We start from the raw sequence: 22,250 nt of genomic DNA, 5'->3' as shown, positions 1-22,250 counted from the left end.
TCTAATCCCTCCCTTGCTGCTCAAAATCTACATACGATCATGGGGTTGTATTTTACTTTTGCTAATTCAACAGTTTATCATATATGTAATTACCTGTTTCAAAATTTTTCCTAATCAAGAAAAAAGGGATATTCCGTAGTCATTCGACTTTTCCGGATATCCCTTTGCATCTTATTCAGTAACTATTTTTAAAGCTACTGCAGCCAGATCCTGTAAATCAATGATTCCATCTCCGTTTAGATCAGCTCGTTTTACTTCTTCCCAATCTGCATCGGCCGAAGTTTTTCCATAACGTGAAGCTACAATGGCTAAATCTCCAATGCTGACTTTCCCATCGCCGTTTATATCCTCTTTCATGCCTGGATTTGCGCCTTTAATCTCAATTTGCATCATAGAATTTTTGCCGATATATTCATTGCCCTGCGCATCGCCAAACGCCATATTCGTGACGGCAATGCTGCCCTTTGCGTTCTGCGCAACCGTCTTGGCTCTGAAGGTAAATGCCAGCAGCTGCGCGTCATCAGCGACAGCATGGTCTGCGCCACCGCTTGCGACAAGTAGACGAATCTTCCCTTCCGCTTGCTGACGCAATCCTACGATATCGATTCCTTCCATAATCGAATCTGCTGACATAAACTCAAATCGATCCGCATCGTAGGCCAGTGAAATATCCAGGGCATAAGCTGGATTCTCCACATGATTGAGCCCCATGTTAACAGTGAATGTCTGATCCCCGGAAACCGTAGCCGGACCAGTTAGCACCGTTTCTGTTTCCGATTCCGCCCCCGCTTTGCCAATGTCATCGACAGAAACGATATAGGTGTAAATTTCACTAGCCGGGGTAGAATCGGTTGCTTTCACGCGAACTTCGATCTTGTCTCCTGCAACGAGTGCTGGAGTTGCCGAAGTCTTTTTCGCTTCTCCTGTTCCCGAGGTCCAAGCTTGTTTTACCACATTGGATGCACTAGTAATTCTAAACTCTAAAGCAGCACTGATCGTAATCAGAGTTTGGCCAACTGCAGGGTCGACGGCCGGCCGGGTGACGGTAACATCCTTCGCAGTCGGCGCGTCCGGTTTTTCCATTCCCGGGACTTCCCACTTGGCGTACAGGATGAGATCCTTTGTAACCTTAGTGTTGAAGTCATAGGCCTGCGTCAGATCCATATCCATGTACCAGTCAGCGAAGATATACCCTTCACGTGTCGGGTCGACGGGCTTCGCCGCCTTCTCGCCGTCCTTTACGGTAGCTGCGTTAACCTCACTGCCGCCATTGGTCTTAAAGGTAATGGTGTGGATAAAGTCCGGCGCCGGCAGGTTATTCACTTGCTCCGCCTTGGCCGCAAAGTTATAGAGCGCGACATTGTCGAGCTCACCCCTGAAGGCGTTGATCTTGCTGCCGATGCGGGACAGCGGCGTGATCAGCGACGCCCATTTGTTGCCGCCCTGCTCTGTCCTCTCCAGCGTGTGAACCTTCGTGCCGTTAACATAGAGCGTGGTCTTGGTGTACTCCATCACCAGCGTCAGGCGCACCCATTCGCCCTTAGGCAGCGTGTAATTGAAGGAGTAGTCCCGGAAGTCGCGGGAGAAGCCCACTTTGCCTGTTCCCTTCTGCACAGCCTTGATCGCGCCGATATCGGACTCGAACAGAACCTTTTCCGTGTCGTCGTCATCTGCCGTGCGCTTCACCCAGAAGTCCAGCGTGGAGTTGATGCGCATGTTGTCCACCGGTGTCTCCACGTAGCTTTCGTCGCCCTTAAGCTGGAGCACTTGGCCATCCCGCCCCTCAACAAAGGCCGCGTTGACCGCATCGCTCTTAAGATTGTAGCTGTTTGAGGATGCATCAGACTTTTCGTTGCCCTCATTAAAGGCATAGTACTGCACGACCTGACCCTTACTCTTCACCTCATAGGTCGGGTTGGTCCCCGGCGCGTACTTGATCTGCGCCGCTAGCGCGTCGATGTCAGCCACCTTGTAATCCTTGGCGCTGCTCCACAGCCGCTCGCTAAAGGTGGGCAGGATGTCGAACATACGGTCAAATAACTCCACGTCAGTGGTTCCGTTGTCGTTCTTAACGCCGGTTTTGTCGTTCCACAGCGCGTAAGAGCCGCCCTTGACCTGCGGGTCTCCCGCAGGGAGCTGTAGGCCCATCATGTTGCTCGGCTTCCAGCTGTTGAGAATATTGGACTTGCTCAAATAATCCCAGTAATAGCCCGCGCCCGGTACGATGTATACGTTACCGTCGTGGATGTTGATCATCTCGTACCCAAGATCGTACATCGCCTTCGGGTTCGCGTAACCCGGATACCACATGTACATCTGTACGCCCTCCACGGTGATCGGGGTCGTTCCGCTGTTCTCGGTCTGCGAACCCCAAACGCGCGGCGTGCGGTGCATGTCGTCACGGATAAACTTGAGCAGCGCATCCTGATAAACGCGGAACGCTTCCTTTTCCGCCTGGCTGCCACCCTTGTACTCGTCGGTTCCGATGTGTACCACAGTATCCGACAGGAATACGGGGTTCTCATCCTCCATGTACTCTGCGAAGACTTCCTTCATGAATTTGAGCGAATCCGGGTTCTCTACGTCGAGATAGTTACTCTTACCCGGCCGCGCCAGATCTGGCCGTGCGTGCGTATAGGCCGAAGCGTGACCCGGCGTATCAAACTCGGGCACGATATTCACGCCTTGTGCCTTGCTGTCGATCAGTAACTGGCGGAACTCATCCTTGGTATAGTAGATGTCGGTGCTGGTCAGTTTCGGTACATTAGACTCCAGGCGGAAGCCCCAGTAGCTAAGGTCGAATGCCTCGTCGGAGAGATGGAGGTTGAAGTCGTTCATTTTGTACCATGACATCTGCTTGACCCACATCTCCAGGAAATCTAACGGAATCGCCTTGCGCCCCACGTCGAACATGAAGCCGCGCACCTCATATAACGGGTAGTCGCGCACAAGCCCCTTTGGGATACTGGTGCTGTCGCGCTTGAGGATTTGCAAGATCGTACGGGTGGACCAGAACGCGCCCACACTGTCGCTGGCCGAGACGGTCACATACTCCCCAATCTCCATGTCGTAGGTTTCCTTGTCAAGCTTCTCGGTGCTGGCCTTGAAGTAGAAGTCCCCGGCGGCGGGCGTGGTGCCGGTCACCACGGTGATCGCATTTCCTGTGATCTCCTTATAATCCACCGCAAAGGTCTGTGCCATATCCTGATATGCCTGGCCCAGCGCTGGATCTACTACAATCTTGCTCGCCGATTCGATGTTGAAGTCGCCCTCGCGGCCAAACCACTGCTGCAGCTCGGGCAGCACCTTGGGCTTGGCGTTCTTCGATTGCGCGCTGTCGTATTTGCCTGGAACGGTCAGCTTGACCTCGTACAGTTCGGTCTCCTTGCTGCCCGCAAGCTTGATCTTGTACTCGACCGCTACCTCGGTGTCAACCAGCGGCTTGTGGATCTTGCGATTTGCGTCGATGACCTGTTCGTAGTCAGTACCGCCGTAAGTCACCTCCACGCCGCTTGGCAGTCCGGTAGGCATCGGGAGCTCGGTGTCCTCGGGCTTTAGGGTGATGTCCTTGAGCTGCTTCTTCACCTTGTCGATTGCGCTAACAAAGTCTAGATCCTGGTAGATTCCGAACTCATAGAGTGAGACCGACGGATAGCCGTCCACATTGTCAGCCACCAGCCTGACATACCGTGCGGTACACATGGCCGCCAACATGGATTCCTCATGCAACGCGTATTCACGCGTGCCTATAGTGTACACGGTCTCCCATGTCTTGTTGTCACTCGAGATCTCAATGTGGAAGTCGATCTTGATCTTCGTAGTCTCCCAATCGAGCGCCACGCGGTTGAAGTTCAGCGGCGCACCGAGATCCACCATGAGCCATGCGCCCTTTCCCTGCGGCTCACTCGCCCAGCGGGACTGGTCCGGACTGTTGGCGTCGCGGTTGACAATCCCATCTACCGCAAAATTAGGCTTATGCGTGCCGTCGTCCTTCGACGCGCTCGCCGTTTTGCCAAGAGCCTTATTAATTCTAGACACATCGGGCGCCCAAATTTTGATTTCATACAGGGAGACGCTAGGGTATGCGCCCTGTTTGAGTTTGTCGATTGACAGCTTGACGTACCGCGCAGTTACCGCGTTCTTCAGGACGACCTGGTCGGTAAAAGGATAGCCCTCCTTGTTTGTATCTGCTGTGTAGACCTTCGACCACGTCTTGTTGTCGTCCGAGACCTCAATATGGTAATCCTCGACGACGTTCTGCTCCCATTCGAGGGTCAACCGATCAAAGACCTGCTGCTGCTTGAGGTCGATGGTGACCCAGCCCGGCGCACCCGCCTCGCTGGACCAGCGGGACTGAGCCGGCTTGTCGGCGTTACGGTTAACAATTCCGTCTGTCAGCTTATCTGGCCCCCAGTAATTGATGGGGCTCTTGTATGCCGTGGCAGCTTTGCCCAGGGCGATGTTCGCCGGGTCGAGGTTATTCGGCGGCGGGGGAGTATCGGGGGTAACGCCCCAGATCTCGAGCTCGCGGATGGAAACCGACGGATATCCTTTTGTCACCTTGGCGCTGACCTTGACATACCGCGCGGTCACGCCGCTGTCCAATACGATGGTGCTGTGCGACGTGCCGACCTTCTGCCCCGTGACCGCCTCGCTCCACACCTCGTTGTCGTTTGAAAACTGGAGTGAGTAGTCCATATCAATGGAATTATTCTCCCACTCAATTTCCAGCTTCTCCAGCTTACAGAGCGCGGCCAAATCCACACTGATCCAGGCGGAACTCACTTCATGAGCCCAGCGGGTGCCCGTGTTGCCATCCACCGCATTTTCTTTTGAGAAAGCGCTTACACCGGACGCCTTAGTATCCTTACCCAGCGCCAGATTTGTAGTTTTTTCATTGGGAAGTGATACGGCCGCCGACACCGCCCCCACGAATAAAGAGTGTGTCATGACCAATACCAATGCAATTGCCATCATACGTTTTATCGCATTCCTCGCATTCAATTTCTTTTCTCCTCCCTCGTATCTCGCATAATCATATTTACCGTTTTTGCCTGCCTTTTCGTAGCATCCCTCCTTATGACGTCTAAAAGGCGTAAACTCTACGGAAGCAGACAAAAGCCTGTTTCCGTGAGTTTACGCCTAATTGAATAGTAACGCGCCCTATTTAATAATACTGATTATATTGCAAATCTATTCCCAATAATGATTACTAAATAAAATTCTCTGTTCCATCGAAGAGTTCCTTGTTGAACTAACGTTCTATTCGACCCCTCTCTATCAACATCGCCGAGCTGATAGTCTTTCTCAGCTTCGAGTCGCTTGATATGCTCTCCTTTGGCCTTCATTTTGAGAGAAATATCCGCTTTTATATTGAAAAAAACAGGCATCCGCTATCCGGCATGCCTGCATTTTTGAATATCTATCTCACCGCTTCGCCTTATAAAACTCGTGATACAGCTTCATCAGCGCCCGCTTCTCGATCCGTGACACGTACGAGCGGCTAATGCCCAACTCCTTTGCAATCTCCCGCTGCGTGCGCTCCTCGCCGCCGGCTTCGAGTCCGAAGCGGCCCACGACGACTTCTTTTTCGCGATCATCCAGGATCTCGAGATTCTGATAGATCTTCGACTTTTCGATCTTAAGCTGCACCTTCTCCACGACGTCGTCGGCTTCGGAGCCGAGGATATCAATTAACGTAATTTCATTACCTTCTTTATCCGTCCCAATTGGATCATGTAAGGAAACATCCTTACGAGTTTTTTTCAAGCTGCGGAGATGCATAAGTATTTCGTTCTCGATACAACGAGCCGCGAATGTCGCTAATTTCGTGCCTTTATTCGGCTGGAAGCTCTCGATCGCCTTAATGAGACCGATCGTGCCGATCGAGATCAGATCCTCGAGATCTTCGCCGGTATTATCAAATTTTTTGACATTGTGAACACGAAACGATGTAGAATAGTTCTAAATTATGCTTTTATTATCCTTTTTAATTTAACTCAGCTCTCAATTTTATACCAAGACGGGTCAGGAGTCTTTCTGATATTCCAAAAATTTCAATGCTAAAGTTCTAAGTGAGCAGCACTTGTATACGCTACATAAGCTTGCATATCAACGTTTTTTTACCAGGTGGGGTTGGTGCTAAAAGAACCGGCGATATAGCTCTCGTCTACGCTCCCCACGCAGCTGGGCATATATTTGAGTGGTCGATGCTTTCTCGTGGCCCAGCATGCCTTGTATAAACTCCAACGGTGCTCCGTTATCCAGTAACTGACACGCATAGGTATGGCGAAAACGGTGAGGGTACACATTAGCCTCAATTTCTCCTCGATCTGCTAATTGCTTTAATGCCCACCTAATAGCGACTTTCAATGGGACAATGTTCTTGTCCCTCGACATTTGTCGGGATGAATGACAAGAACTTGATATCATTCCCTAGTGTCCCGTTAGTTCAATTACCTTACACCATGGATTCCGCCAGCTCTACCATCATTTCATTAGCTGCATGTTACGCCGGCAGCTTCGTTCTGCTTTGCTATTCAACTAACGTCTCAGATCTCAACATTATTCGAGAATTGTGAATGCACGGGAAGATTTACATGGTGCATAGGTTATTTTAGGGCTTAATAATTGCATCCAGAGCTTCTGCGGCTATGGTCTTGGCTGCCTCATTACCATGTTCAGTACTCTCCACAATGGTCTGCAGCGCTTTCTTCGCAATCTCCAGCTGTTCGGTTAAACGGTCAGCAATTTGTGCGATTTCGATGGTAAAATCGTCTGTTAACTCGCCATTACCTATTAAAACAACCGAAGTAAATTCGAATTTATTCTTAATCTTTATACATCTCCTTCAGGTTGGGTGATTATTTGTATCATAGGCTACCAAACTACAATTTATAAATTTTCTTCGCCGTCCATGTTAATCCTTTGTTTTTTCCTTTTTTATCTTAGCTATATGCTCTGATCTAAGCGCTGGATCAGTAATATTGGAGCTTTGAATTATTTCGTATATATTCTGAACTTCAGTTTCGGTCAACAATGACTTATCTGAAGTAGCCTTAATCCTATTTATCTTACGATTAATAAACTCTGATAGTTCTGTATCATAGACAATTAACTCATTGGATTCAATCTTCCTCAGTTCAGGATCAATACTAAAGCGACATCGCATAGCAAATGAGACCATTGAGATATATAGTAAGTCGGGTAGTTTAGATAACACACGCTCAAGTGCTTTAATATGTCCAAAGTTTTGTTTTAAAGGATTGAACATATTGAATCTATTACTTACCCTCCAATACTTATCAGACCGGCCTCCTTTAATTTCTCCGTTGTAGTTCTTGGTTTCAATGACAAATAATCCGTATGGTGATACGATTATATGGTCAATTTGAGAGAAACCTGTACGAGATTTGGGGTTTTTAATCATAATATCACTTAGGTATTTTGTATCCTTTGGAAGTTGGTCCAGTTGTATATTTATTTTATATTCACCGAGTTCTCCAATTCGAGAGGAATTAATAGTTCGTTTTTTAGGGACATTCGGTGTTGAGGATTTTCTAGAAGTCTTTTTGGTGTCCTTCGCATTGGATGACTTGAACCACAATAGTATTTTCTTAAACATTTCGTATAATCTCCTCTGTATGCGTTTCACTTATTATGCCAAAACTTTAAGTCTAATTACTTCTTCGGAATATGTGTATTTTGTTGTTAGTTAATATTCCCTAACCAACTTACTGGACATAAGGAAAGTAGCCGATCTCCTTGACCGGCTACGTGGTGTCTATATTGAACTAACGTGTCCCGTTAGTTGAACGATAAATATCAAATGGTTTCCATTAAATAAGCCTTGTAGTAATTGGTTACGTTTAGTAAAATACAAGAACTTATATCATAAAATACAACAGAAAAGTAAGGTAAAACGATGAAAAAATGGATATTTGCATTTGCCATACTTGCGGTTTTCTCCGTAATTGGTTTTGGTACGATAGGTTATTTAAATAAATTTCCAACTTTGTTTGGAAACGAGGTTTGGGATGTTCGTGTCTTTGACTCTCAATATAAAATCGTAGCACGATGGAATATAGACCCCAAAACGAAAAGGCTGAGCGATACGGATAAAGAAAAGAAAAAAACTATTCAACTCTTCTTACAGCCATTTAACGAACAGAAACAAGCCAGTGACATGAAACCAGGTAAGCCTAATTACTGGATCCATATCGGCACTAAGAAAGGAAATTTTGACTATCTTGTATGGTTACAAAAAGGGGAGCCAGCAGGATTCGTTGAGAGTTTTGGCACACCACAATCTGTTCAAACTGCAGAAAATGCAAATTGGCAACAGTCGTTTACAATTTCAGATAATCAAAGAGATCGAATGCTTCACTTATTGGATTTAGAAATGTCTAAATCAGCCATTCATTAACGGAGAAGGCTACCTCTGAGAACGGATTATACAATAACTAAACTGCCCGTTACTTTAATGAAGAAGGGAGCAGTTGCCACGGCGATCTGCTCCCTGTCTAATTCAACTATCGTTCAAGTTAGCTTAGAAACTAAATCGAACTGAATGCAAACATTATTTCAACTTCACAAACTAGCTCATTGTTTACTGTGGCGATACCTTTTCCTTTGACGATCTGTCCCTTGATTCGCGTTACATCGAACACAAGATCGAGTTGGTCTCCTGGTTTTACTTGCCGTTTAAACCGACAATTATCAATACCAGTCAATAAACCTATTTTATGATTACTGCTCTCTCCATTGGACATCACGATACCACCGACCTGTGCCAGTGCTTCTACAATTAAGACATCAGGCATGACGGGATAATCAGGAAAGTGACCAAGGAAATAAGGTTCATTGAATGTCACATTTTTAATTCCAACGGCTTTCTTTCCTTCAACAACTTCTAAGACTTCATCGACCAAAAGAAAGGGATATCTATGTGGAATAACTTCTTTAATTCTATTAATATCGAGCATGGATTGCCTCCTTTGATATTGGCTTATACATTTTACCGTCATTTAGCAAAATCGACCACAATTATACTATCTTGCCCTTTAGCGCAAAGCGGCCGCCGATCTATGCCGGCAGCCGCTATTTTTATTTATTAAGCTATAGTGTCCCGTTAGCTTAAAGATCAGCAATTCTACTTATGATACGGTTCACCGTATAAATAACTTACAATGTATCAACCATCATGTATTCTTTTTTTCGGCAGATGAAAAATAACGCTTAAATAATACCCTGTTTATTATTTAATTACAATATAGCCCCTTTATTCATTGCGTAATTTAAATCTAGTTTAAATCGAATTATTTTAATTTAAATTTACGCGAACCTTCAAGAGTATCAAAAATAACTGTCTTTTCGTTTATCCATGTGGGAGTTTCAAAATCGAATAAATCTTTTTGAGTTAGATCTAGAAAATATAGTCCGGTTACGGTTATATTGATTTCTTTTTTTGTGAGTTCTCTTATTAAAAAAGCATATTCCTTTTGATAAACTCTATAATGACTTATTCCCTGATTAAAAAGATCAAATCGATATTCGATGATAACTGACTTACTCTTTTGGGGTGAAGTAATTTCTTTGTAATAAAAGGGATAATAACACTGAATTAATAAACTTTTAACTAGATAATAAAAACATAAGAGCATAATCAATATTATAATAATTTTGTAAAATCCTTTATCAGTATTCTTTATGAAAAAAAAGTCAAAATAATATTCAGACAAATAAGAGGTAAATAATATGTTTCTTTTAAGAAAAGAACCTGGTAAGTGTGTAGTAACAATAGAACAACGAAATCTAACGCTAAGATTAGAAATGTTGAGTAGAAAAAAACTTTTTTATTCGTCATGAAATTCCCCATCATCAAACCTCCAACATTTGCTTAAATGTTCTGAACTACTGTCACAACCGTTGATTCAGCACATTCGCGGCTACCAGCGGTTCTCTCGGACTATTTGTTTCTTCAGGGATTCGCTGACATCCTTGCTACCATAAAGACACCTGTTGTCAAAAAGATGCGATGAATCTGTTTTTCAAGCCGCTTATAGCGTTGCTTCGTCGGCTTTCTTTCCGCCTTGTCCAGTCATCATAACCACAAAAACAGTACATCTTCACGACATGGAGCTCGAAGCGTTGATCATAGATAAATTGATAGATCAGCGCCGGTCTCCTTTTTTTGGATATTAATAACATTAAAGTTAATACTACTATATTAAATACGATAAAACTATTCCATCCAGAAGTATCAAAGATTAAGTAGAAATGTTTAAGACTTACTAAAAGCAATATTGCATCTACTAACTCGAAGTCCTTATACTTCGCGGCTTTTACTAACCACGCATTACAGCGAATAGCCATAATAACTTTCCTTCCATTATACAACCATTATTGGAAAATTGAGTCATCAATCCTTGAAGTCTTTTTATTATACATAACTGCCCGTTAGCGCAACGCGGCTGCCGAAACATGCCGGCAGCCGCGTTTTAGTTATTTATTAAGCTATAGTGTCCCGTTAGCTGAACAGGCCGCCAATCGGTAGCCTGTTTTGTACCATGTTTAAGGTTGCCATATTTCCCACACATTACCGTCTGGGTCATAGAACTGCAAGTTCGGACCACATGTTTGCCGAATTTCACCTACTATGTTCACTCCGTTTTCCTTGAAACGATTGTACATCTCTTGGATACGGGGAGTAATGAAACAAGCTACGGCCTGTCTATCACCGTTGTCAAAAGTAAATCCTAGACTTCCGGCTTCCTTGGATGCCCCTCCTCCTCCACCCATAAGGAATATAGCCTCATGTGGTCCATAAGTCTTTCCTGGATAATTAGGCAATTTCAAGATCGCTATTTCCATCCCAGGTTCAACCGAATTGTGGTCTGTAGGTGTACATCCTAAATTTTTTTGATACCAATGTACGGATTTATAGACGTCATTAACCGGAACGTATATACAGCAAACTCCCGTTATGTCCTCCGCTTGCTTGTTATCCGCGCCGTCTTCCCATATTTCTAATAAATTCCCATCCAGGTCATAGAACTGCAAGTTCGGACCACATGTTTGCCGAATTTCACCTACTATGTTCACTCCGTTTTCCTTGAAACGATTGTACATCTCTTGGATACGGGGAGTAATGAAACAAGCTACGGCCTGTCTATCACCGTTATCCCAAGTAAAACCTAAAGTTCCGGCTTCTTTCGATGCCCCTCCCCCTCCACCCATAAGGAATATAGCCGGGACTCTTCCTGTAGCTCCATGAGGCTTTCCAGTATGATCAGGAAATCTCAAGATCGCTATTTCCATCCCAGGTTCAACCGAATTGTGGTCTGTAGGTGTACATCCTAAATTTTTTTGATACCAATGAACGGCCTTATAGACGTCACTAACCGGAACGTATATACACGTAACGCCGGTTATGTCCCCAAGTTTTTCTTCCCGTTTGATTTCTTCACTAATTTGCATTTTCTCATTTCTCCCTTCTCATTTCACATTTGTGTCTAGAATTTGAGATTTGTGACTTACAGTTAATTTGATGCCACAGATAAACTCAATCTCATATCCCCTTCGAAGTGTAGATTAAGATGCATTAATACCTTCGACACTCCTCCCACATTTCCCTTTATTATCCAATCAACTAACGTATTTTGTAAAATAAAATTAGCCAACAACTCAGTAAAGTTGTAGGCTAAATTACGGTGAGCCTTATCATAAATGGTGAGAGTAATAAATAGCAGTTCTACCATGCTAAACTGCCCTTTAGTTCAATAAAATTAGCAGGCTTAGGCAGCCTGCTCAAAATGTATGATATTCAACTATAGTGTCCCGTTAGCGTAATCACGATGGATAAGTCCCTGCAGAGACATGGTCTACATAGCTGTTAAGACTAATGTGATTACTTCAATTCGCCCAGATCTGGCGGACGACGAAAAAGTGTTGCCTGCTCAAAACTATAGGCGATGCTTATTAACGTGGGCTCACTGAAAGCCCTCCCGGAAAAGACAACACCAAATGGACCCTGCGTCGAATCTCCATCCGCATCAATTGTTCCTTTGGCTGAATAACCGGCGGGCACCGTTATAAGAGGATACCCTAATCTGGCAGCAATGTACATACCATCAATATCACCGGGTAGCATTAATGCATCTAAGCCGTGTTGATCGAGTGCATAGTCAATTCCTTGCAATACAGTCGGATGGTTATATTCTTGACGTTTAAGTTGATAGGTTGTCTCGTTTAGTGCATTTTGTTCCGAGCGAATCAGATTATTTTGGCCAAACTTCAATGAGGAAGCAGCGTGTTTCTGATTATAAGCAATCAGTTCTTGGAGAGAATGCACGGGCATATCCGAGCTCAACTTCGATAAATAGTGATTCAGGCCTGTTTTGAATTCGTAGCAGATAACATCATTGTTCCATGGATGCTGTTCCAAATAGAGGTCCACAGGATCGATAACTGTAGCACCTTGCTCACGTAGAACATTAATGGCGGATTCCATGATTGAAAGTCTTTCATCATCCAATGAATGATAGTAATGTCTGGGAATCCCAATGCGAGCTTTACGCAGAAAGTCTCGGTCGAGATAAGTTGTATAGTCATGAAAAGTACGTTGCGGGCTATTCCATGTTGCCTTATCGTTTTCGTCAAAACCGACGATTGCCCCAAGTAGAATCGCTGCATCAGTGACTGTCTTGGAAATTGGTCCTGGTGTATCCTGACTTATGGAGATTGGGATTATGCCACTGCGGCTCGTAAGCCCTACAGTAGGCTTTATTCCAACGAGAAAATGTTGGCTGGCCGGCCCAATAATCGAACCTGCGGTTTCTGTTCCTATCGCTGCTGCTGCCAGGTCCGCGGCTATTGCTGAAGCAGATCCTGAACTTGACCCGCTGACGAAGAGCTTGCCAGGTCCATATGGATTCAACACATATCCACCCCTAGAACTGAATCCAGCAGGCATACGGCTGGACATAAAATTCGACCACTCGGTCATATTTGCCTTTCCTAGAAGAACTGCGCCGGCAGCGCGGAGTTTAGCGGCAATAAACGAATCTTCAGGAGCAAACGACTCAGCCAATGCGATTGAACCAGCGCTCGTATGCATTCGGTCGTGTGTATCGATGTTATCCTTGAGCAGGATTGGTATTCCGTGAAGTGGCCCCCGACTACCTGTTGTTTTTAGCTCAAAATCAAGATTCCTTGCGATTTCAACCGCATCTGGATTAATCTCTATTACCGCATTGATCAATGGATTATACCTATGAATTCTTTCGATATATGCTAGAACGAGGGCTTCGGAGGTACATTCACCCGTAGCCATTGCCTTTTGAATGCTGGCCAAATCAGCGTCCTGAATCCAATCTTGCAAGTTGATGCTCATATATTAAGATACCCCCCAGTGATGGTAAATTATAGGACAATATTAATATGGTAACATTCTGTCTTACTACGTGTATAGGTAAAGTTTCGTTATAAAAAAGTATCTTTGGCCATTGCAGGAGAGCTTATACATATCCGAACATCAATATTGTATCTAAAGAAAACTGCCCGTTAGCGCAACGAAGGCAGCCGATCGTTCTGGCCGGCTGCCTTCGTGTCATCGTTGAGCTATAGTGTCCCGTTAGCTAGATTAGGACTATTCAAAAAGTACGAAAATTTTATCCAGACCCAACATTTCTTTTAGCGATTTGCAAATTGAATAGTGGTTTGGCTTGTCTTTTGGAATCACACATAAAATATTCCCGGCTTCTCCTTGAGACAAATTAGTTAACTGAAGAAGGTCATTATTATCGTAAATATAGGATACAAGATAATCATAATAGTCGAGCTCTTTATCTGTCACATTCGATCCGACATTAAAGATCCTTATCTTGGTACCAACCCATATTTTCTCATCGTTGCTTATGTTTATTAAAGGAATCCATCCCATAGGTTTCATTAATCATTCTCCATTTGATTACCTCGTATTTTGAACTAACGTGTCCCGTTAGCGCAACGACTTACTCTGTTGAATTTCGTGTTCCTCAACATAAAGCGGCATCAGAGAAGGCGAATCGTACCTTATCGCGGCCTTTAAACGACAAAATGGTGCCGATAGCCATAGCCCCATAGCTGCAACGAAATAATGAGCCTAATCCGACAGTGCTCGCATGATGTTGGATTTCGCCTCTGCCGCAATCGCTTCATTCCCGTCATCGACCGCTTGCATCAAGATCAGTACGGGGATGTATACCGCGATCAGCCGCGCCAGCAGCTTCGTTTCCTCGTCCGCTCCTCCGTAAGTTTCGAAAAACACGCCGCGAGCGTAAGGTGGTAAAAAGCTGTAAGCAACGCTCAAATCGCAAGCCGGATGGCCTACGCTCAGATCGCCCCAATCAATGATGCCGGAAACGATCCCGTTCTCATTCACAAGCATATTTTTGAAATGAAGATCGCCATGTAGCAGTGCATTCACCGCCTCGACACGGTCCGTTTGCAGCCTGCTAATATACGCTTCGATCACACCGGACTCCTCCGGCGACAAGTGTTCAACCACCTTCGATAGAAAGCCCTCCAATTTCACTTTGCGCGATGCTATGTCCGTCAAGCTTCGATGATCTTGCTGAACTCCGCACTTCAGCGCCGCCTGCACCGGAAACTCATGCAATCTCCGCAAAAATTTCGCCAGCGTCTCTGCCGATAAAGCCCGGCGTTCTTCCGTCAAACCGATGGGGAAATCTCCTGGCACGTAGGCATAGCCAAGAAATGGTGCCGGGTATTCGTCACTTGCTTCGCCATAAAACAACGGTTTCGGATAGGGGATGGTCATATATGCCTCCAGCTTCGGCAGCAGCTTCCCTTCCATACGAATCGAGCCAACTGCAATCGTTCTTCTTGGAAACCGGAACACGTACTCGTCACCGATGAGAAAAACCGTATTGTCCCAGCCCCAGCCCAATCGCTTCACTTGCTTCGATGACAGCTGAGGGAATTGTCTGCCGATCAGCGTCCGCGCCTGCTCTTCGTTAACCTCCCACTCCGCATCCCATACATTCGTTCCTCCCATGAAATGTCTGCCTCCTCGTTCCTTACTTTATTTAGACGTTTACATTCCCTGGAAGTTACGCATAACTGCCCGTTAGCTTAATAAAAACAAGGAGCAGCTGCCGTAGCAAACTGCTCCTCGCTCTGTTCAACTATCGTGTCCCGTTAGCCATCCATGCCTCGCAGAACGCTCGGCACCACAGAGAATGAAAGTTAATCCGTTCTTTCATAGTAGTTCAGTCGTTTGGGATATATTTACTCCAAGTACTGTAAAGATTGAATAGTCCATTTGGGTCTTTTTCGCCATCAATAGCTACACGTCTCGTTAAATTAATCACAACGTTAACCGAGCTTAGTTCATTCTTTCCGAATCCAGAGATAACAGGCTTGTTATAATAAACATATTTTTTCGCTTTTGTATTAACCGACCACTTTAACATTGGATACTTATTTAGAAACAAGTTAGAAAGATACATACTTATATCAATTGCTAATACGGTCGAGTCTTTGGTTAATTTATTGGTGTGACTTGGGTCCGTTGAATATGTATCTTTTAGCCATTCTGGAATAACGGATAATTCCTTACTCATCTCTTCATTGCTTTTCTTTTCACTTCTGATGCGGGGCAAAAACCATTCCCATAAATGTATTAACGATGCCTCAGAGTAGTCAAGTGGTATAGCAGATACTCCAGATAAAAGTTTTATTCTTTCTGGTACCTGGCTAATATACCATTTTAGATGTTCCCGAGCTTGTGCAGGATTCATCTCACTAAACTCGATATCAAAAGGGGGGATCATCAAAGGATAATTCATATTAGACGTATCTTTTCTGAATAATTTACTAAATATCATAAAAATCCCCCTTGAAAACCCATATGGTATCCCTATTATCATATCATGAATTGAATACGTTACTGCATTAAACTGCCCGTTACTTCAATGAAAACAGGGAGGAACTACCGCAGTAATTTGCTCCCAGGCTATTCAACAAAAATTGAAAAGGTCATCGCGGGATAAATCATTGAACGGGGTTTGCGGAGGAATTGCTGAATTCTGTGGCATTTCTTCATTTGGCATTAGATTAATTTTTATATTGACAATGCCCTTGTCCTTGATTATCTATATTATTTTGTCTAATAGACTTGATGAGAATACCAGCTTATCAGCTTAGATGTATCTACGGTATCTACGGACCTAGTCCAGAATATTAATGTGGTTAGTAAATAAATGATTCAACTAACGGGACACGTTCGACTTGCTAAAAGTGGAACAATGCTAGGCTAAAAAAAATATATGTTCTGGAAGATTGTTGAGCTCAATCCGGCTGCCGCTGAAGGCTGGACTGTAGCCTTGAGCGAGAAGCAGCCGTTCCGCTTTGGTATTGTCTTCGGTTCTAAGAGAGATAGCTCTGCCCGCCGATTCGACCACACCCGCGAGTTCAAATCTTGAAAATGATCGATTCCCAAACGGCGTGGTTCGGATTACTGGCAATGGACCGGCTGATAGACATGAAGGCTCACAGCATCTGCACACCAAGAAATAATGTAATCATAACCCAAATTTTTTTGCGGCGGATTTTGAAGTATTCTTGTCCTAATGTTGTGATCCACAAGCTCCGCTCCTTTCCCGTCAGCTCCAGGAAAATATCCTCCAGACTTTTCTTCTGCTCCTCAATCCGGGTGACAGGAATGTGATGTTCAACAAGTAGTTTGTTGATTTCCGCCACCTCCGTCATAAAGCGATCGATTTTTATTGAAAGCAGGCTAATGTCGCACATCCACCTACAATTATTTTCTCCGGGGGACAGGGTCCTGATGAAAATGGCCGAAATAATCGGCATAAATAGCCCATTCATGGAGGATATATAGGTAATACAGTCTTCTTGTGGTCAAAAGTTTTCTATAAAAGAAAAACGCAATGACAAAGACATGTTCGTTATTGAGCTAACGGAGAACTATAGTTTAATCATGATTTAGAGGCAATTGATCAAACGAACAGCTGCCGTTTTCATTGAAGCAACGGGCAGTAATTTAGATCACCAGAATGAAGGTGTGGTAAAATTATCTATATAAGTAATGGGAAACCTTTATCGTTATTTAGTAATCTGGTTACTTTTAAAATTGAGGAGGGGGTACATTGAATAAGAATCAACAAGATTGTAAATTCCCAACCTGTTTTACCTTTAGTGAAAAAGTTGAATAAAGACCATCGTTACAAGACAAACCATTAATGCCATTGAAAATGATAAATACGATCCCACGTTAACTTTGTTTACTTTCGAGGAGGACTCAAAATGAAACTGCGTAAAGCTGATGAAATGGAATAATACCAAACTGAAAAATCCGCCAAAAATAGAATCTTGATTCGCCTTGGTCTCCATAGACCGTTGAACAGCCGCGACAGGAAAGGGGCTGCCTTGCGTATGCGACAATCCCCCGCAGCGACGGTTGCAGCATGGACCTTAATCAAAATCTCGTCGTCCTTCGGTTCCGACTTGGCGACCTCCTGCAGCTGCAGCACATTCGGCGGCCCGTACCGCTCGTATACAATCGCTCTCATCCCTTTCTCCTCCATTCAACCTTTGTTAGGCTCAATCAACCTTTTGATACGGCACTTCAACACCTTCATCGATAAATAATCGATTCGCAACATCTACATAACTCATCGTATTGCGTACCCAATAATACGACTCATCTATTTTATAGAGTGGCACAGACAACTGATGCTCAAATGAAATTATCCATTGTTTATCCTTTTCAATCGTAAATCTTGTGCCAAGTCCATCTGCTAATTCATATCGACCCGTAATATTATCTTTATTCGTAAGTGGTAGAATAACGACATGTTTTGGTGCTTCTACAGCATCCTGTATCCCCATGAAGCAGTCCATAATTTCTTGTTCATATTGCGGAAATACTTCTTGGTTCGTCGCGAACACAATCACATCTTCTGTTAATCTATGAATAAAGGCCTGTGCTGAACAACCAATCCATCCGCCTGTATGACCAACCCACTCATCTTGAATGATAAAACCATAACTATAATGCTCAGCAGCTTCTGTTGGTGTTAACATAAATTGCACCATCTCTTTGCTAATGTACTGACCTTGCCAAAGTGCTTTTAAAAACTTCGCTACCTCTGTCACTGTTACATAAATCCCACCATCACCATATCCATCATTATATTTTTCACATTCGTGGAAATAGGGATCATCCATCGCCTTAATATATTGTTGCTCCTCATAATCATACGTTTGGCCTTGCGCTTCGTACTGTTTTGTAGGTTGTGTTGTCGTATGGGTAAGATGTAATGGTTCTGCAATATATTGTTGTAAATAAGTTTCATACGATAAGCCGCTCACATCCTCAATCATTTTGGCGAGCAAAACATAATTCGTATTACTATACGACCAACGCTCATTCGGCGCATATTGTGGTTGCACCACTTCGATAAAGGTTTCAACACTTGTTGTTGAATTTTCTGCAATATACTCCGGAATTCCAGATGTGTGTGTAAGTAATTGTGCAACTGTCACTTCTGTAAAATGTGGTGCGTTAAACCAACTTGTAATTTTATCTTCTAACTGCAGCTGTCCTTTTTCGATGAGCTGGAACGCCATGACCGCTGTATACATTTTACTTAATGACGCTAGATTAAACTGTGTATCTTCCGTAATATGGTGCTGCTTGGCGATATCTTGATAGCCATGATAATACTGATTGATTTGCCCATTTTGCTCATTATACACAGCCCCATTAAACGCAATATTTTCAAGTAAACCTTTCATTCGTTAACCTCCTAAATAAATTAGATATCTAACACATTGAATATGAAGAAACTATTAATATTCCTTCATCGCAATCTCCTTTAATTTATCAACAATGCGTTCCAATTCGTCTACCTCTTTGGATGAAAGTTTGCTGTAAATTTTATCTGCGATTTGCTGTTCTACATAATCTTGCTTCGAAAAATACTCCATTCCTTTTTCATCTAACGTTATAAACACTTCGCGTCGATTTTGCAGATTAATTTCTCGCTTGATATATTGGTTCTTTTCTAATTTTGCAATCAATTGGCTAACTGCGCTAGAGCTAATATTCATTTCCATCGCAATTTCACCGACCGTAATACGTGTGGCTAAGTACACAATATCTAATACAACTGCTTGTTGAGTTGTAATACCGCTATTTAAATATTGCTTATAATGTTTGAAGATCAGACGGTTTATCGTATATTCAGCTTCATTAATGCGCTTGACTTGTTCATATAAAGACAAAAAAATCACCCGCTCATATGTTAGATACCTAACATGTTACCAAGTGATTTATAAAACGTCAATCTTTATGATTGCTCTAAGGCTTACTTAAATTCCCTTACGCCATGTATAGCTACTCTCACAAGGAGGATCGCACTAATGAATAAGCCACCACCTCCTGAATAAACCTGCCCTTTTCTTCATCAAGAGCAACTCTAAAAAATTTTACCATGTGTTGCTGATTAATACTAACCTGCCCGTTAACGTAATGAAGCATCGTGCCGGCAGCTTCGTCATAGGTGTGTATTGTGCTATCGTGTCCCGTTAGCTCAATGATTCATGTTTGTCTTACTTGTCCGAGATTCCATTTTTCATTTATACGATAACGGCACTTTTAGTTGCCGGCTTTCCCGGTCAGTATCAGTTCCAAATTTTTCTCTATCTCGCAGTCTATGGCCGCTCCCCATCCGTCAGGAATTTGTGGTTTGTTGATGAGGTGGAGCATGGTGGAAATATCAGCAAGCTTGGAAAGCTCGTACCACTCCTCGGGCAAAGGTTCTCTCGCCTTTCGGTTGTAGCCTTCCTGAAAGGCGGCAACGGTGTCTGCGTCGATATAGCACTCAACTTGCGTCCTTGTCCTGAAAAATTTGCCGATGTCATAAAAGACAGGAGCAGCAAAACAGTACTCATAATCAATGAAACAAGGCTCCAATGAAGGCGTAATCATAATATTGGAGAAAATGAAATCGCCATGCGAGAACACATGCTTGTCCGCAATCTTCTCTACCATTGCGGCGTGATTCGTTAGGAATTGCAAACACTTTACTTTCGTTGAAGGTTGAATGTGGGTCCCTGCATGGCCGTTTAGCAGCGAGTAATATTGGCTCTCGAAGGATTCAAGATGTTCCGCGATCTGCAAATGCTTGTCTAAGAGCGCAATATGCGGATATTCCGTTTGATGCAGCAAGGCAAGCGCAGTACCGATTCGGTGCACAACATGGTCGGGGCACCCCTCGTTCCTTACAATAAAATCCCCTAGCGTTGAGCCTTCAATAAATGCCATGATTAAGTAAGAAAAGGGTACAATCTGTTTGCTGTCATCGAAGAAGAAAATTTCAGGGGTACGAATCCTTGCTTTCGCATACTGGTAAGCCGTCACTTCAGTCCGGCTATGGTCGTTGTTAGCGGGATAAATCCTTAATACATACTTGCTACCACTGTCTGTCCGTAAGGCATAATTGCTGGTGCTCATGCCTTTCGTCAAGGGCGACACTTGGGTAATGCCTGCCTTGGGGTCGAAAGCGGCGAACAGCCTTTTTACCATGTCTTCGCTGAGCGCTTGAAAATCGAACAATCTTGCCGAATCTTTCACCGCAGGACGCCTCCTTCACGATTCACGATTTCTAACCCTTACTAGTTTGACAACGATTTGCGTTAATGAACTATCTTTCCTCCGTAGCTGAATCTTCAGCTTCATTGCTTATCGCTTCTTGTGAACCAAGGGCAGCGGGGATACGGTGTCAGGCGAAGGTGCTTATGAGTACACTTTCGTTTCTCTTATGAAAGCTGCTTAGCATTTCTGAATCTAATGATCGAAAAATCATCAATAGTTGAGGAAATAACCGATTCCCTTATAGGATTTAAGTTTGGTGTAAACCTCAACTCAACCCTTCGTTTTACTATTTCTTGCAATAAATTATCTATAGGTTCTATCTTTAAAGGTTCTACTGAAACACGGGAAATATAATACCCTGCAGTTCCATCTTCCATCTCAAAACTATCACTATGAAACGTATATCTACACAGTTTAGTATTTAGAATTCTATCCATCCAGTCATTCTCCACAGCGATAATTGTTTCAGCACTACTATCCTTAAAAAACCGCTGTTCATCTTCTTTACTCATAGTGTCAGACCTTCTAAATATTACTCTTGGACAATCCCTTGGAAATAGATAATTCACTGAATGTTCTTCATCTATTGCCCAAACAACAGGCGGCAAAAGTTCATGATTTTTACATTTACGAGGATGAAATATACTTATCTGTGACTCTTCACTAAAATGATAAAGAAACATTGAATTCTTCCTCTCCCTGATTTCATTCTTGTTCAAGCAGTTTCACCTAACGTTCTTGTATCTACGAACCCGAGAGGCTTAAGGCGCGGACGCGCCGGGTCCGATGGACTTAGCCTCGCAGGGTTGTTCGCTGAAACCACTTCTATGTCTACATCATCTTGCGAACCAAGGGCGTAGCCCGCAGCGTAGATACGGTGTTAGGTGAAGTACAAGCCCCCTTGATTAACTAACGAGTTCATTTATTCAATGATTTATTTCTATTCCTATTTCTTGTTCAGTAATTATTCTGAATTTCTTGATATCAATATTCAGATTTTCAATTTCTTGTTTATCTAATCCTTGAGTATTTAATGTAAAGGAACCCATTATTAATTCTCCTGAACTTCCATTTATGGTTTTATTAACTTCATTTTTGATTCCGTTACTTCCCTCAATTCGTTCATATAATTCTCCAGAAAGTATTGGCTCAACTACTTTAATAGTAATTGGTCTTTTGGTTTTGTTCCAAAGATTAAAGTTATAGGTTACTTTCGTCTTATCTAATTCTCCACCCAACCCAAAAGAAATTGAGTTAGTAACTAAGCCATCTTCAACAACATCTCCTGATGATTGATCATTACCACATCCCGAAATAATAAAAAAGGAAAAAATAATTGATAAAAGAAACACCTTCTTTAATCTTTTCATTAAATCACTCCTGGTGTTTAGATATTAATCGTATTGCTTGTATTTCACCTAACGTCTTATTCACGAACTTTATAAATAATTCCATATGTAGGGTATTCGCGAAACTGTTAAACTATCCTCCCTCTATAGAGAAACGCTTAGCTCTTAAATACTCTCGTTTTCTCAGGTTTTGACCATCAATACTTTTAAGTAGA

General features: G+C 43.4%; 17 protein-coding genes and 3 pseudogenes. 2 read left to right on the top strand and 18 right to left on the bottom strand.

Annotation, left to right across the window (positions count from 1 at the left end):
- Positions 1 to 171: 171 nt before the first annotated feature.
- The 4 genes and pseudogenes from AC3WU2_RS00100 to AC3WU2_RS00085 all read right to left on the bottom strand — a co-directional run bounded on the left by AC3WU2_RS00100 (position 172) and on the right by AC3WU2_RS00085 (position 7,624).
- Positions 172 to 5,004 (bottom strand): discoidin domain-containing protein, encoded by a 4,833-nt coding sequence (locus AC3WU2_RS00100; protein ID WP_492450191.1) that lies wholly within the window; start codon positions 5,002 to 5,004, stop codon positions 172 to 174.
- 423 nt (positions 5,005 to 5,427) lie between these two features.
- Positions 5,428 to 5,940, bottom strand: a pseudogene (gene sigK / locus AC3WU2_RS00095) (RNA polymerase sporulation sigma factor SigK); the annotation flags it as partial.
- Positions 5,941 to 6,141: 201 nt separating this feature from the next.
- Positions 6,142 to 6,399, bottom strand: coding sequence for a tyrosine-type recombinase/integrase (locus tag AC3WU2_RS00090; protein ID WP_492452120.1), 258 nt, complete (start codon positions 6,397 to 6,399; stop codon positions 6,142 to 6,144).
- Positions 6,400 to 6,919: 520 nt separating this feature from the next.
- Positions 6,920 to 7,624, bottom strand: coding sequence for a nuclease-related domain-containing protein (locus AC3WU2_RS00085; RefSeq protein WP_492450189.1), 705 nt, complete (start codon positions 7,622 to 7,624; stop codon positions 6,920 to 6,922).
- Positions 7,625 to 7,924: 300 nt separating this feature from the next.
- Between AC3WU2_RS00085 and AC3WU2_RS00080 the strand changes: the two genes are divergently transcribed.
- Positions 7,925 to 8,425, top strand: a complete 501-nt coding sequence (locus AC3WU2_RS00080; protein WP_492450187.1) for a hypothetical protein — start codon at positions 7,925 to 7,927, stop codon at positions 8,423 to 8,425.
- Positions 8,426 to 8,555: 130 nt separating this feature from the next.
- On the opposite strand, the gene fabZ is transcribed toward AC3WU2_RS00080, so the two are convergent.
- The 6 genes from fabZ to AC3WU2_RS00050 form a co-directional block, all read right to left on the bottom strand.
- Positions 8,556 to 8,984, bottom strand: a complete 429-nt coding sequence (gene fabZ, locus AC3WU2_RS00075; RefSeq protein ID WP_492450185.1) for a 3-hydroxyacyl-ACP dehydratase FabZ — start codon at positions 8,982 to 8,984, stop codon at positions 8,556 to 8,558.
- 1,588 nt (positions 8,985 to 10,572) lie between these two features.
- Entirely contained in the window at positions 10,573 to 11,478 is a 906-nt protein-coding gene (locus AC3WU2_RS00070) for a VOC family protein (RefSeq protein ID WP_492450183.1), read from the bottom strand.
- Positions 11,479 to 11,908: 430 nt separating this feature from the next.
- Positions 11,909 to 13,393: an amidase family protein gene (locus AC3WU2_RS00065; RefSeq protein WP_492450181.1), complete on the bottom strand. Its 1,485-nt coding sequence runs from the start codon at positions 13,391 to 13,393 to the stop codon at positions 11,909 to 11,911.
- Between the two features lie 255 nt (positions 13,394 to 13,648).
- Positions 13,649 to 13,951, bottom strand: a complete 303-nt coding sequence (locus AC3WU2_RS00060) for a hypothetical protein (RefSeq protein WP_492450179.1) — start codon at positions 13,949 to 13,951, stop codon at positions 13,649 to 13,651.
- 192 nt (positions 13,952 to 14,143) lie between these two features.
- Positions 14,144 to 15,058, bottom strand: coding sequence for a phosphotransferase (locus tag AC3WU2_RS00055; RefSeq protein ID WP_068531634.1), 915 nt, complete (start codon positions 15,056 to 15,058; stop codon positions 14,144 to 14,146).
- A gap of 214 nt (positions 15,059 to 15,272) precedes the next feature.
- Complete coding sequence (locus tag AC3WU2_RS00050) at positions 15,273 to 15,890, bottom strand: hypothetical protein (RefSeq protein WP_492450176.1); 618 nt, start codon at positions 15,888 to 15,890, stop codon at positions 15,273 to 15,275.
- A gap of 142 nt (positions 15,891 to 16,032) precedes the next feature.
- Here AC3WU2_RS00050 and AC3WU2_RS00045 point away from each other — a divergent pair, with 142 nt between their 5' ends.
- Complete coding sequence (locus AC3WU2_RS00045) at positions 16,033 to 16,209, top strand: PspC domain-containing protein (RefSeq protein ID WP_492450174.1); 177 nt, start codon at positions 16,033 to 16,035, stop codon at positions 16,207 to 16,209.
- 270 nt (positions 16,210 to 16,479) lie between these two features.
- On the opposite strand, the pseudogene AC3WU2_RS00040 reads toward AC3WU2_RS00045, so the two are convergent.
- The 8 genes and pseudogenes from AC3WU2_RS00040 to AC3WU2_RS00005 form a co-directional block, all read right to left on the bottom strand.
- Positions 16,480 to 16,590: pseudogene (locus AC3WU2_RS00040) on the bottom strand (ABC transporter permease); the annotation flags it as partial.
- Positions 16,591 to 16,647: 57 nt separating this feature from the next.
- Positions 16,648 to 16,770: pseudogene (locus tag AC3WU2_RS00035) on the bottom strand (bacitracin ABC transporter ATP-binding protein); the annotation flags it as partial.
- A 539-nt stretch (positions 16,771 to 17,309) separates the two neighbouring features.
- Complete coding sequence (locus tag AC3WU2_RS00030) at positions 17,310 to 17,597, bottom strand: hypothetical protein (RefSeq protein WP_492450172.1); 288 nt, start codon at positions 17,595 to 17,597, stop codon at positions 17,310 to 17,312.
- A gap of 31 nt (positions 17,598 to 17,628) precedes the next feature.
- Positions 17,629 to 18,825: a serine hydrolase domain-containing protein gene (locus AC3WU2_RS00025; RefSeq protein ID WP_492450169.1), complete on the bottom strand. Its 1,197-nt coding sequence runs from the start codon at positions 18,823 to 18,825 to the stop codon at positions 17,629 to 17,631.
- A gap of 54 nt (positions 18,826 to 18,879) precedes the next feature.
- Complete coding sequence (locus tag AC3WU2_RS00020; RefSeq protein WP_492450167.1) at positions 18,880 to 19,323, bottom strand: MarR family winged helix-turn-helix transcriptional regulator; 444 nt, start codon at positions 19,321 to 19,323, stop codon at positions 18,880 to 18,882.
- A 364-nt stretch (positions 19,324 to 19,687) separates the two neighbouring features.
- On the bottom strand, positions 19,688 to 20,665 hold the full coding sequence (locus AC3WU2_RS00015; RefSeq protein WP_492450165.1) for a phosphotransferase family protein: 978 nt from the start codon (positions 20,663 to 20,665) through the stop codon (positions 19,688 to 19,690).
- Between the two features lie 185 nt (positions 20,666 to 20,850).
- Complete coding sequence (locus tag AC3WU2_RS00010; protein WP_492450163.1) at positions 20,851 to 21,405, bottom strand: DUF6886 family protein; 555 nt, start codon at positions 21,403 to 21,405, stop codon at positions 20,851 to 20,853.
- A 207-nt stretch (positions 21,406 to 21,612) separates the two neighbouring features.
- Entirely contained in the window at positions 21,613 to 22,056 is a 444-nt protein-coding gene (locus AC3WU2_RS00005) for a hypothetical protein (protein ID WP_492450161.1), read from the bottom strand.
- Between the last annotated feature and the right edge of the window lie 194 nt (positions 22,057 to 22,250).

This window comes from Paenibacillus sp. EB106-05-06-XG162, assembly GCF_058791655.1.
Note: the sequence above shows the minus strand (reverse complement) of the source record. Positions and strands in the feature narration are given on the sequence as shown.

Bases quoted from the DNA above. Each gene is read 5' to 3' on its own strand.
- AC3WU2_RS00025 (WP_492450169.1), bottom strand. From the start codon at position 18,825: ATGAAAGGTTTACTTGAAAATATTGCGTTTAATGGGGCTGTGTATAAT.
- AC3WU2_RS00065 (WP_492450181.1), bottom strand. From the start codon at position 13,393: ATGAGCATCAACTTGCAAGATTGGATTCAGGACGCTGATTTGGCCAGC.
- AC3WU2_RS00060 (WP_492450179.1), bottom strand. From the start codon at position 13,951: ATGAAACCTATGGGATGGATTCCTTTAATAAACATAAGCAACGATGAG.
- AC3WU2_RS00085 (WP_492450189.1), bottom strand. From the start codon at position 7,624: ATGTTTAAGAAAATACTATTGTGGTTCAAGTCATCCAATGCGAAGGAC.
- AC3WU2_RS00070 (WP_492450183.1), bottom strand. From the start codon at position 11,478: ATGCAAATTAGTGAAGAAATCAAACGGGAAGAAAAACTTGGGGACATA.
- AC3WU2_RS00005 (WP_492450161.1), bottom strand. From the start codon at position 22,056: ATGAAAAGATTAAAGAAGGTGTTTCTTTTATCAATTATTTTTTCCTTT.
- fabZ (WP_492450185.1), bottom strand. From the start codon at position 8,984: ATGCTCGATATTAATAGAATTAAAGAAGTTATTCCACATAGATATCCC.
- AC3WU2_RS00030 (WP_492450172.1), bottom strand. From the start codon at position 17,597: ATGAGAGCGATTGTATACGAGCGGTACGGGCCGCCGAATGTGCTGCAG.
- AC3WU2_RS00055 (WP_068531634.1), bottom strand. From the start codon at position 15,058: ATGGGAGGAACGAATGTATGGGATGCGGAGTGGGAGGTTAACGAAGAG.
- AC3WU2_RS00080 (WP_492450187.1), top strand. From the start codon at position 7,925: ATGAAAAAATGGATATTTGCATTTGCCATACTTGCGGTTTTCTCCGTA.
- AC3WU2_RS00090 (WP_492452120.1), bottom strand. From the start codon at position 6,399: ATGTCGAGGGACAAGAACATTGTCCCATTGAAAGTCGCTATTAGGTGG.
- AC3WU2_RS00050 (WP_492450176.1), bottom strand. From the start codon at position 15,890: ATGATATTTAGTAAATTATTCAGAAAAGATACGTCTAATATGAATTAT.